Annotated in this window: 12 protein-coding genes; 2 read left to right on the top strand and 10 right to left on the bottom strand. The window is 59.1% G+C overall.

The window, feature by feature from the left end; translation table 11 throughout:
- Nucleotides 1-18 precede the first annotated feature (18 nt).
- Nucleotides 19-339: a thioredoxin gene (gene trxA, locus AC1D1Z_RS14295; RefSeq protein ID WP_008528748.1), complete on the top strand. Its 321-nt coding sequence runs from the start codon at nt 19-21 to the stop codon at nt 337-339.
- 70 nt (nt 340-409) lie between these two features.
- Here the strand turns inward: trxA and AC1D1Z_RS14300 are convergent, their stop codons facing one another.
- The 10 genes from AC1D1Z_RS14300 to AC1D1Z_RS14345 form a co-directional block, all read right to left on the bottom strand.
- Entirely contained in the window at nt 410-1762 is a 1353-nt protein-coding gene (locus tag AC1D1Z_RS14300) for a bifunctional folylpolyglutamate synthase/dihydrofolate synthase (RefSeq protein ID WP_205921836.1), read from the bottom strand.
- A 27-nt stretch (nt 1763-1789) separates the two neighbouring features.
- Complete coding sequence (gene accD / locus AC1D1Z_RS14305; RefSeq protein ID WP_018068910.1) at nt 1790-2695, bottom strand: acetyl-CoA carboxylase, carboxyltransferase subunit beta; 906 nt, start codon at nt 2693-2695, stop codon at nt 1790-1792.
- Between the two features lie 144 nt (nt 2696-2839).
- On the bottom strand, nt 2840-3679 hold the full coding sequence (gene trpA / locus AC1D1Z_RS14310) for a tryptophan synthase subunit alpha (RefSeq protein WP_018244177.1): 840 nt from the start codon (nt 3677-3679) through the stop codon (nt 2840-2842).
- 3 nt (nt 3680-3682) lie between these two features.
- Nucleotides 3683-4903, bottom strand: a complete 1221-nt coding sequence (trpB, locus tag AC1D1Z_RS14315; RefSeq protein WP_477850926.1) for a tryptophan synthase subunit beta — start codon at nt 4901-4903, stop codon at nt 3683-3685.
- A gap of 2 nt (nt 4904-4905) precedes the next feature.
- Nucleotides 4906-5574 (bottom strand): phosphoribosylanthranilate isomerase, encoded by a 669-nt coding sequence (locus tag AC1D1Z_RS14320; RefSeq protein ID WP_477850928.1) that lies wholly within the window; start codon nt 5572-5574, stop codon nt 4906-4908.
- Between the two features lie 177 nt (nt 5575-5751).
- Nucleotides 5752-6510 carry a M48 family metallopeptidase gene (locus AC1D1Z_RS14325; protein WP_131605754.1) on the bottom strand — a complete coding sequence of 253 codons (759 nt, stop codon included), beginning with the start codon at nt 6508-6510 and terminating at the stop codon, nt 5752-5754.
- Nucleotides 6511-6617: 107 nt separating this feature from the next.
- Nucleotides 6618-7052 carry a DUF2852 domain-containing protein gene (locus AC1D1Z_RS14330; protein WP_017962639.1) on the bottom strand — a complete coding sequence of 145 codons (435 nt, stop codon included), beginning with the start codon at nt 7050-7052 and terminating at the stop codon, nt 6618-6620.
- Between the two features lie 145 nt (nt 7053-7197).
- Complete coding sequence (locus AC1D1Z_RS14335) at nt 7198-8475, bottom strand: polyhydroxyalkanoate depolymerase (protein WP_018244173.1); 1278 nt, start codon at nt 8473-8475, stop codon at nt 7198-7200.
- 204 nt (nt 8476-8679) lie between these two features.
- Complete coding sequence (locus AC1D1Z_RS14340; protein WP_018448418.1) at nt 8680-9522, bottom strand: fumarylacetoacetate hydrolase family protein; 843 nt, start codon at nt 9520-9522, stop codon at nt 8680-8682.
- 143 nt (nt 9523-9665) lie between these two features.
- On the bottom strand, nt 9666-10625 hold the full coding sequence (locus tag AC1D1Z_RS14345; RefSeq protein WP_131605753.1) for a glutathione S-transferase family protein: 960 nt from the start codon (nt 10623-10625) through the stop codon (nt 9666-9668).
- A 275-nt stretch (nt 10626-10900) separates the two neighbouring features.
- On the opposite strand from AC1D1Z_RS14345, the gene AC1D1Z_RS14350 reads away from it, so the two are divergent.
- Complete coding sequence (locus AC1D1Z_RS14350) at nt 10901-11185, top strand: DUF2218 domain-containing protein (RefSeq protein ID WP_018448416.1); 285 nt, start codon at nt 10901-10903, stop codon at nt 11183-11185.
- The last annotated feature ends 8 nt before the right edge of the window (nt 11186-11193 follow it).

The raw sequence follows: 11193 nt of genomic DNA on the forward strand, positions 1-11193 counted from the left end.
CGGTTAAAGGAGCAGCCCATGGCTACCGTGAAAGTCGATATCAATAACTTCCAGTCAGAAGTTCTGGAATCCGCAGAACCCGTCGTCGTCGATTTCTGGGCTGAATGGTGCGGCCCGTGCAAGATGATTGCTCCGAGCCTCGAAGAAATCGCCGTCGAGATGGAAGGCAAGGTCAAGGTGGCCAAGCTGAATATCGATGAGAACCCGGAACTCGCTGCACAGTTCGGTGTGCGCTCCATTCCCACGCTTGCGATCTTCAAGGGCGGCGAAGTTGCCGACATCTCGGTTGGCGCAAAGCCGAAGACGGCCCTTTCGAACTGGATTTCGAACGCTGCCTGATTGATATCATCAATTTGCATCACAATGAAAAAAGCCCGGTTCGACCGGGCTTTTTTTCATCTTACCGCCTTCATTTCGGGGGCGTGCCGTTGTCGGCGAGGACATCGCCGACAAGATAGAGAGAGCCGCCGACCAAAATGCGCGGCGGCAAAGCCTCTGGATCGAGAACGGCTTTTATTGCTTCCAGCGCATCGCCGACCGTCAACATCGGTTCGGCAACCAAACCGGCATCATAAGCGGCATTCGACAATATCACGGGGTCGATCATCGCTTCGCTGCCGCGGATCGGCACGCAGAAAACTTTCTCGACCAGGCCGGTAAAGGCCTTGAAATAGCCGACCGGATCCTTGGTGTTGATCATGCCGGTAATCAGGAAAAGCGGCCGAGACTGGCGTTCCTCGAAATTGGCCATGGCTTCGGCGATCACCTCGCCTGCACCGGGATTGTGTCCGCCATCGATCCAGATCTCGGCGCCGGCGGGCGCATGCGACAGCAGCCGGCCCTCGCTCAGACGCTGCAGCCGGCCCGGCCATTCGACCGAACTCATCGCCTTTTCCATCATCGTCTCGGTGACCGTGAAACCCGCCGCCTTGACGGCACGAATGGCGGCGGCGGCATTGGCATATTGATGCCGGCCGGGAAGGCGCGGCAGCGGCAGGTCGGCAAGCCCGAATTCGTCCTGGTAGACGAGCCGGCCATATTCCTCATGCGCCATGAAATCCTGCCCGAAGACCGCGCTCGGGCAATGCAGCCGCTCGGCCGTCGACATCAGCACGTCGAGTGCTGCGTCATATTCCTGATGACCGATGACAACGGGAAATCCCGGCTTCATGATGCCGGCCTTTTCGGCTGCGATCAGCTCGACCCTGTCGCCGAGATAGGGCTGGTGATCCAGCGAAATCGGCATGATGACCGAGACGCCCGGATCGGAAATGACATTCGTGGCGTCGAACCGGCCGCCGAGACCGACTTCGATGATCGCGGCATCGGCCGGATGTTCGGAAAACAGGATGAAGGTGACCGCAGTCAGGATTTCGAAGACGGTAATGTGTTGTCCTGCATTGGCATCGGCCACGCGACGCACGGCCTCGGCAAAAACGGCGTCGTCCACAAGCTGCCCGCGTCCGCCCTTGACGCCAATGCGATAACGCTCGTGCCAATTGACGAGATGCGGCGAGGTGTGGACATGGGCGCTGTAGCCGCCGGCTTCGAGCAGGGCGCGGCAGAAGGCGGTGACAGACCCCTTGCCATTGGTGCCGGCGACATGGATCACCGGCGGCAGCTTCCTGTGCGGATTGCCGAGCACATCGAGAAGGCGAGTGATGCGATCGAGAGACAGATCAAAGCCCTTGGGATGCAATCCCATAAGCTTGTCGATCTCCTGTGCTGCCTCACTCACCGCGGTTTGGCCTCTGGGTATCAATTCGGCACCCCGCCTGCTTGTCGGTTATCAGGCGCTCGCCGCTAGAGCAATCGCGCCGCCATTCATGTCGTTCGCCGCAGAAACCGGCTTCTTCGTCAGGATCTTCAAGAGGCGCGCCAGCGTTTCCGGAATATCGTGACGTTTAACGACCATATCGACCATACCATGCTCCAGCAGATATTCGGAGGTCTGGAAGCCTTCGGGCAGTTTTTCACGCAACGTCTGCTCGATCACGCGCTTGCCGGCAAAGCCGATTTCGGCGCCGGGTTCTGCCAGATGAATATCGCCAAGCATGGCATAGGAGGCCGTGACGCCACCGGTCGTCGGATTGGTCAGCACGACGATATAGGGCTGGCCGGATTCCTTGAGCATGTCGACGGCAACCGTCGTGCGCGGCAACTGCATCAGCGACAGGATGCCTTCCTGCATGCGCGCGCCGCCGGAAGCGGGGAACATCACCAGCGGGCACTTTTCAGACGTCGCACGCTCAAAAGCCTTAACGATCGCCTCGCCGGCGGCCATGCCGAGCGAACCACCGATAAAGTTGAATTCATGCACGACGGCCACGAGTTTCAGTCCCTGCACCTTTCCGACACCGGCGAGGATCGTATCCTCCTGTTCGGTCTTCAGGCGGCTGTCACGCAGGCGATCGCTATATTTCTTCGAATCGCGGAACTTCAGCGGGTCCTGCGCGACCTTCGGCTGCGGCAGCGATTCGAACTCGCCATTGTCGAAGAGATCGGCCAGCCGGGCCTTGGCCGGCATCTTCATGTGATAACCGGACGCTGGAATGACCCATTTGTTGCCTTCCAGGTCCTTGTGGAAGACCATCTCGCCCGTTTCCGGGCACTTGATCCAGAGGTTCTCCGGCACTTCGCGACGGCCCAGCATGGAATTGATCCGCGGGCGAACGTAGTTGGTGATCCAGTTCAACTCGAATACTCCTGATTGACAAAAGCGCGTCGCGATCTTTCAGATTTGCTTGCCACGCTTTTAGGTCTTTGGTTTCCCGCATGTCGTTGCCGCAAAACCGCTGCACACCTTTGCGCGACATGCTTTAGCGCCAATGTGGGCAAACTATTCGGCAGCAACAAGGCGCGCCGAACGTGTTCCTGTGGAAAGGCCACGCACCAGCGTGGCAACGGCCTGAACGGTATCCGCCGTTGCCTTTCCGTCATTCGTCAAGCTGGTCGCGACCTGATTGACGATCGCGGTACCGACGACGACGCCGTCGGCCGAACCGCCAATGACCTTTGCATGTTCCGCCGTCTTGACGCCAAAGCCGACGCAGACGGGCAGGCTGGTATGCTGCTTGATGCGGGCGACAGCGCCCGAAACCAGCGACGGATCAGGCAGCGCCGAACCGGTGATGCCGTTCATCGAGACGTAGTAGACGAAGCCGGAGGTGTTCTTCAGTACCTTCGGCAGGCGCTTCTCATCGGTCGTCGGCGTCGCCAGGCGGATGAAATTGATGCCTTTGCGGATGGCCGGAATGCAAAGTTCGTCATCCATCTCGGGCGGCAGGTCGACGACGATCAGGCCGTCGATGCCGGCGGCGAGCGCGTCATCGAGGAATTTCTCGACGCCATAAATATAGATCGGGTTGTAGTAACCCATCATCACGATCGGCGTCGCATCGTTGGTTTTGCGGAAATCGGCCGCCAGCTGCAGCGTCTTCTTCAGCGTCTGGCCGCCTTTCAAGGCGCGCTGGCCGGCCAGCTGGATCGCCGGGCCGTCGGCCATCGGATCGGAAAAGGGCATGCCGAGCTCGATGATGTCGGAGCCCGCCTCCGGCAGCGCCTTCATGATGCCGAGCGAGGTGTCATAATCAGGATCGCCGCCCATGAAATAGGTCACAAGCGCCGGACGGCCCTCGGCCTTCAGCTCGGCAAAGCGTTTGTCCATGCGTGCGGTCATGTCTTACAGTCCCATTCCGAGAATCTTGCCGACGGTAAAGATATCCTTGTCGCCGCGCCCGGAGAGGTTCATCAGGATGATCTCGTCCTTGTCCATCATCGGTGCGCGTTTGATCACCTCAGCAATGGCATGCGAGGGCTCGAGCGCCGGGATGATGCCTTCGAGGCGGGTCAGCGTCTGGAAAGCCTCGAGCGCTTCGTGATCCATGATCGGCACATAGTCGACGCGGCCGGTATCGTTCAGCCAGGAATGTTCGGGGCCGATGCCGGGATAATCGAGACCGGCCGAGATCGAATGGCCTTCCTTGATCTGACCGTCACCATCCTGCAGCAGATAGGTGCGGTTGCCGTGAAGCACGCCGGGCGAACCGGCGGTGATCGAGGCGCAATTTTCGTCGCCCTGCAGACCCTTGCCGCCGGCTTCGACGCCGACGATCTTCACAGAGGGATCATCCAGGAAAGGATGGAAAATGCCGATGGCGTTCGAGCCGCCGCCGACGGCAGCGATGACGAGATCCGGCAAGCGGCCTTCGGCTGCCAGCATCTGCTCTTTCGCTTCGATACCGATCACCGACTGGAAATCGCGGACCATCTCCGGATAGGGATGCGGACCGGCTGCCGTTCCGATCAGGTAATAGGTATCCTCGACATTGGTGACCCAGTCGCGAAGCGCCTCGTTCATGGCGTCCTTCAGCGTGCCGCTGCCTGCCGTGACCGGTTTGACCTCCGCGCCGAGCAGCTTCATGCGGAAAACGTTCGGCGCCTGACGCTCGACGTCGGTGGCGCCCATATAGACGACGCAGGGAAGGCCAAAGCGGGCGGCAACGGTTGCGGAGGCGACGCCGTGCTGGCCGGCACCGGTTTCGGCGATGATGCGGGTCTTGCCCATGCGCTTGGCGAGCAGGATCTGGCCGATGCAGTTGTTGATCTTGTGCGAGCCGGTATGGTTCAGCTCCTCGCGCTTGAAATAGATCTTCGCGCCGCCGAGTTCGGCCGTCAGCCGCTCGGCGAAATAGAGCGGGCTCGGGCGGCCGATATAATGCGCGCCGAGATGCTTCAATTCGGCCTGGAATGCCGGATCGTTCTTTGCCCTGTTCCACTCGTCCTGCAGATCAAGGATCAGCGGCATCAATGTTTCGGCGACGAAACGACCGCCATAAATGCCGAAACGGCCATCTTCATCGGGGCCGGAACGGAAGGAATTCGGTTTAGGCGTCTCGTTCACTCTCAACTCCCTGAGGCCATCATCGGCGCATTCGCCTTTTCGACCGCGTCAAAAAATTCATCGATCTTCGCGACGCTCTTCACGCCAGGCGCAGTTTCGACTCCCGACGAGACGTCGATACCCGGTGCCTTGGTGATGAAAAGCGCTTCTGCGACATTGTCCTTGTTCAGCCCGCCGGAAAGCATGTAGTCGACGTTGCCGTCAAGCCAGCTGAGAAGGCTCCAATCGAAGGAAATACCGTTGCCGYCAGGCAGTTCCGAACCCTTCGGCGCTTTGGCGTCAAAGAGGAAACGGTCGGCGATGCCGATATAGGCCTCGACGCGCTTCAGGTCGTCTGCCGTGCGGACCGAAAAGGCCTTCATCACGGGCAGACCATAGACCGCCTTTATGGTCAGCACATGTTCGGGGCTCTCGTTGCCGTGAAGCTGTAGCATATCCGGCTTCAACAACGACACGATCTCGTCGAGTTCGTCATTGGTCGGATCGACGACGACGGCGACGATTTTCGCCTTGCCACGCGCAGGTTCGGCAAGCTTTGCCGCCAGGTCCGGCTCGATATAGCGCGGGCTCTTTTCGAAGAAGATAAAACCGATATGGGTCGCGCCGCGTTTCAGCGCGCGATCGACTGCGTCGGGCGTCTTCAAGCCACAGATCTTGATATCCGGTCTCATGGCAGCGAAGTGACACGAAATGCGGAAAGAGTCGAGCCAATTTGCGACGGACACTGAATTTAGCGCGGCTCTCGGCTAGAGCGCCGCGCGTCCAAACGACGCGCTAGGGACGCTCTATCACTTTAAATCTGCGCATAATCCTTTCCGAAAAATCGATTCCGGTTTTCGGGTTGTGCGCTAGTCGAAATCGATGGCATGCAGCTGGCTTCCATGCCGTTTGAGCCAGGACTTCGCCTCCTCCATACCGGGGCAAAGCTTACGGCAGAGGGCCCAGAAGTGCGGACCGTGGTTCATTTCCTTGAGATGGGCGACCTCATGGGCGGCGAGATAATCGATCACCGAAGGTGGCGCCATGACGATACGCCAGGAAAAGCTCAGATTTCCTTCCGACGAGCACGAGCCCCACCGGCTGCGTGTATCCTTCATCGAGATCGAGCGGATCGGCGCCCGGATCGTTGCGGCATGCATCGTCGCCAGTCTTGCGAGATCGGAGCGCGCCTCCTTCTTGAGAAAGGCCGCAATGCGCCGTCCGACATGTTCCGGCATGCCGCTGACGCGCAGCACCGCCCTGCCATCTATGGACACCGCCTCGGTCAGCCCGCGCAAGCTGCCGCTATGCTGAATGCGATGGGAAACGCCGCGAACAAGGATTTCGGCGCCGTCACGCAGGCCGGCATCGGTCGAAAACTTCGCAAGCTTGGTGAGGAGCCAACCCTGGTGACGATCGAGGAAGGCATTAACCTCACGCGCCGCAAGGCCTTTCGGCACCGTCATCTTCAAGGCGCGGCCACCCGGTTCGATGCGCAGCGTGATGCGTGTCGCCCGGTCATGCTGCTTGATCGTCAGCGGCATGAGCCGGCCAGCGACGTCGAGCGTCCGCATTTCGGGCGGAGCCGGCTTTCGCGCCTTCGACCTTGTTTTCAGAAGCGAGAACATGCGTGTTTTCTATACGATTCGCCGGCAGATCTAAATGATCGTCGGAAGGGCGGACATGGAAAAACCGGCATCGCGAGATGCCGGTCATCAATTCATCGTTCAGGTGTTTACGGCGTCTGGTATTCAGCGACCGGGCCGTTATCATCGCGCTTGGCGTTCCTGCGGTCGCGCATGAAACGGTCGAACTCTTCCTGATCCTTGGCGCGGCGGAGCTCACGCAGATAGGAGTCGAATTCCTCGCGCATTTCGTCAAGCTTGCGGCGCTCTTCCTCCATCCGGTCGAGTTCGGCCTTGCGCCAGTCGTCAAAGGCGACGTTGCCGGTCGAGAAGTGCGGGCGGTGACGGCCATGCGGGCGGCGGCAGGAGGCAAAGAAGCCATCGGTCGCCTGGTTGACGTCACGCTTGAAGCCGCGCAGACGGTCGCCGAAGATGATGTAGGCAAGCATGGCAAGACCCAGAGGCCAGAAAACCATGAAGCCGAGAATCATCAGGGCAATGGTAGCCGGAGTCCAATCCGGTCGAAGCAATGCTGACTGGTTCATCGTGCGGGTATCCCTCGCTTTCCGCGCCCGGCAGAATACCGAACGCTGAAATCGATGTGGTTACCACAATAACCGCCTTCAAGACGATTGCCCGCGAAATCGGACAAGGCCTTGAATCCGTTTTGCTAATTCAGCTATCCCTGATTCAGCCCGCCCGGCCGCCCTTGATGACACGCGGGACCGGAGGCTTAATGGCAGAACGCGAATGCTGGCGGACGAAATCGATGATGCGCGGCGCGATCTCGCGGCGGAAACGCGAACCATTGAAAACACCATAATGGCCGACATCCGGCTGAAGATAGTGCATGCGCATATCTTCGGGAATGTTCACGCAGATGGTCTGAGCCGCCTTTGTCTGCCCGACCCCGGAGATATCGTCATTCTCACCTTCGACGGTCAGAAGCGCCACATTGCGAATTGCCGCCGGATCAACGCGTTTGCCGCGATGCATCAGTTCGCCCTTCGGCAGTGAATGCTTGATGAAGACCTCCTCCACCGTCTGCAGATAGAATTCGGCGGTCAGATCCATAACGGCGAGATATTCGTCGTAGAAATCGCGATGTCTTTCCGGCTCGCCGTCGTTCTTCACGAGATGCATGAAGAATTCCTTGTGCGCGACGAGGTGGCGATCGAGATTCATCGACATGAAGCCCGAGAGCTGCAGGAATCCCGGATAGACCGGGCGCATGAAGCCCGGCTGCGGCCAGGGCACGTTCATGATGACATTGTCGGAGAACCACTGCAGCGATCGCTCCTGGGCGAGCTTATTGACTGCCGTCGGGTTGATGCGCGTGTCGATCGGGCCGCCCATCAGCGTCATCGACGCCGGCGAAAGCGGATCCCTGGCTTCTTCCATCACCGCAGCGGCTGCCAGCACCGGAACAGAAGGCTGACAGACGGCGATGACATGGGTGTCGTGACCGAGGAAATGCAGCATCTCGATGACATAGTCGACGTAATCGTCGAAATCGAACGTGCCTTCCGTCATCGGCACCATGCGGGCGTCGATCCAGTCGGTGATGTAGATATCCGCACTCGGCAGCAGCGCCTCGACCGTGCCGCGCAGCAGCGTGGCATAGTGGCCGGACATCGGCGCGACAATCAGGATGCGCGGATCATTGCCGCGCGCGGCGGGAACACTGCGCGCGAAATGCAGGAGATTGCAGAAGGGTCGCGACCAGACGACCTCTTCGCGGACGGACACCGTCCGGTCACCGATCGTCGTCTGCTTCAGTCCGAATTCCGGCTTCCCGTAGCGGCGTGTCGTGCGTTCGAACATTTCGAGGCTTGCCGCCATCGTCCGGCCGAATGGCGTATGGGAGAACGGGTTCAGCGGATTGGCATAGGCAAATCGCATGATATCGGCCGCGGCGCGAAACGGCGCCATGGCGGCATGGTTCAATTCATAAAGCTGATAAAACATGGAAGGCGCCACCTTTCTCTATCGAAAAGATGACGCTGATTGAGAGGCATCGAGTCTTTCCGTAATGCGGGCACGTAACGCAGACTAACAGGTTTCTGTTGCACAGCAACATGGACGAACCAAACCCACACAAGAAATGCCGGAGARTTGACCTCCGGCATCATAATCGAGCTGAAAACTTAAGTTTCTCAGCAAGAAGCGTCGTTAACGATCCGCTACGAAGGTCTGCTTCTGCGTGCCGAGACCTTCGATGCTGAGTTCGACCACGTCTCCCGCCTTGAGATAACGCGGCGGCTTGAGGCCCATGCCGACGCCCGGAGGCGTGCCGGTCGAGATCACGTCACCGGCATGCAGCGACATGAACTGGCTAAGATAGGAGACGAGGAACGCAACCCCGTAAACCATCGTCTTCGATGAGCCGTTCTGCATCTTCTGGCCGTTGACCGTCAGCCACATGCCGAGGTTCTGCGGTTCCGGAATTTCATCCTTGGTCACGAGCCAGGGGCCGATCGGGCCAAAGGTGTCGCAGGATTTGCCCTTGGTCCATTGACCGGAGCGCTCGGTCTGGAAAGCGCGCTCGGAAACGTCATTGGAGACGCAATAACCGGCGACATAATCCAGCGCTTCGGCTTCTGTCACATATTTGGCGGTTTTGCCGATGACGACGCCGAGCTCGACTTCCCAATCGGTCTTTTCCGAACCGCGGGGAATGATGACATTGTCGTTCGGTCCAACGATTGCGGATGTTGCTTTCATGAAGATGATCGGCTCGGGCGGCACGGTCGCACCGGTTTCGGCAGCATGATCCGAATAATTCAAGCCGATGCAGATGAACTTGCCAGTGCCCGCGACGCAGGCGCCAATGCGGCCGGGCGCGATTTCCGGAAGGCTCTTCGGATCGATGGCCGCTATCTTTGCAAGGCCGGCAGGTGTGATCGCTTCGCCGCCGATATCGGCGACATGACCGGAGAGATCGCGGATCTTGCCATCGGCATCGAGAAGTGCGGGTTTTTCACTGCCTGCTTCGCCAACACGCATCAGCTTCATGGAATTCCTCCTCATCGAAAACGGATTTGCAACCACCTATGAACGAATTATTCATCGGTGTCATTACGGCTTTGCCGGGAAGCGGTACGGCTTTTCCGCGATTTGGGTGATTTTCTGCCGAAAACCGCCCGTATCTTTCGGCATCAAGCTCTAAAAATTTCCGCCAGATCAGGGCCGACGGGAACGATCTTCGTCGGATTGAGGCTTTCGATCGAATAGTAGCCGCGCTTGATGTGATCGAGGTTCACCGTTTCGGCGATGCCCGGCCAATCCAGCATGCGGCGGCAGAAGGCGCGCAGCTTGGCATAGTCGGAAAGCCGGCGCAGATTGCATTTGAAGATGCCGTGATAGGCGACGTCGAAGCGCACCAACGTCACGAAAAGCCGGATATCGCTCTCGGTGGGATGATCGGCTAAGAGAAAAGACCGGCCCTCGAACTGCTGCTCGACCCAGTCGAGGCAGGAAAAGACATCGGCAAAGGCTTCTTCGTAGGCGACCTGCGTGGTGGCGAAACCGGCGCGGTAGACGCCGTTGTTGAGATCGGGATAGATGCGGTCGTTGAAAGCATCGATCTCGGTGCGCCTCTCCGCCGGGTAAAGATCGATCGGACTTTTTGCCAGGGCGCCAAAGCCGCCGTTCAGCATGCGCAGGATATCGGCGGATTCATTGTTGACGATGGTGTTTCTCTGCTTGTCCCAGAGAACCGGCACGGTGGCCCGGCCGGTGAAATCCGGCGCCGCCCTGGTATAGATTTCATGCATATAGGTTACGCCGTTGACGTGATCCTCCGTCGCGCCAGGATAATCACCGAAGCGCCAGCCCTGCTTGCCCAGCAGCGGTTCAGCGACCGAGACGGAGATGACATCTTCCAGGCCCTTGAGCTTGCGGCCGATCAGGGTGCGCGAGGCCCAGGGGCAGATATAGGCGACATAGAGATGGTAACGGCCGGCGCTGGCTTCGAAGCCAGCTTCSCCCGTCGGCCCGGCGCTGCCATCCGGGGTTACCCAATTGCGGAAACTCGAGGTCTGACGGACAAAGCCGCCCTTCTCGTCCTTTGCCTGAACGGGCTGCCAGTCTTCCGTCCACTTTCCGTTCACCAGCATGCACAACTCCCCGACCAATTGACTAAAACGGTTCATTATCCTGCTTCGACGCCGGCGTGAGGCCGCTTTTATGAAGACAGTCTGTACACCCAAACTGCGACGATGCTGCGCTTGCCAAGCCGGTGAAGCAGGAAATATGACTGCGCTAAAGCGTGTCGCAATCTTTCAGCTTCGCTCCTCGCGCTTTAGTTTTTTATTTCGCCGCATGTCGTTATCGCAAAACCGCTACACACTCTTGCGCGACATGCTTTAGTCAAGATGACGTGGAGTTCGAAATGCATCTCTCGAAGGCCATCGTGCGGACCGAACATGCAAGCCGCTACCTGCAGCAGCTCTGCAAACACTGGAGCCACAAGTTCAGCGTCGATTTTGATCCTCTGAAGGGGCGGGTGCCGTTCAGCGATACGGCCGAGGTGACGTTTGCGGCCGACGATGCGGCTCTGACCATGACGCTTTCCGTCGCCGATCCCTCGCAACAGGAAAGGATGCAGCACGTCATCGACGATCATCTGAAGCGCTTCGCCTTCCGCGAAGAACTCGACATCGTCTGGACGGACTAAGCCCAGCC

It is taken from the genome of Rhizobium sp. P1_E1 (assembly GCF_056406015.1).

Bases quoted from the DNA above. Each gene is read 5' to 3' on its own strand.
- AC1D1Z_RS14330 (WP_017962639.1), bottom strand. From the start codon at position 7,052: ATGAACCAGTCAGCATTGCTTCGACCGGATTGGACTCCGGCTACCATT.
- AC1D1Z_RS14350 (WP_018448416.1), top strand. From the start codon at position 10,901: ATGCATCTCTCGAAGGCCATCGTGCGGACCGAACATGCAAGCCGCTAC.
- AC1D1Z_RS14325 (WP_131605754.1), bottom strand. From the start codon at position 6,510: ATGTTCTCGCTTCTGAAAACAAGGTCGAAGGCGCGAAAGCCGGCTCCG.
- AC1D1Z_RS14335 (WP_018244173.1), bottom strand. From the start codon at position 8,475: ATGTTTTATCAGCTTTATGAATTGAACCATGCCGCCATGGCGCCGTTT.
- trpA (WP_018244177.1), bottom strand. From the start codon at position 3,679: ATGACCGCACGCATGGACAAACGCTTTGCCGAGCTGAAGGCCGAGGGC.
- AC1D1Z_RS14340 (WP_018448418.1), bottom strand. From the start codon at position 9,522: ATGAAGCTGATGCGTGTTGGCGAAGCAGGCAGTGAAAAACCCGCACTT.
- trxA (WP_008528748.1), top strand. From the start codon at position 19: ATGGCTACCGTGAAAGTCGATATCAATAACTTCCAGTCAGAAGTTCTG.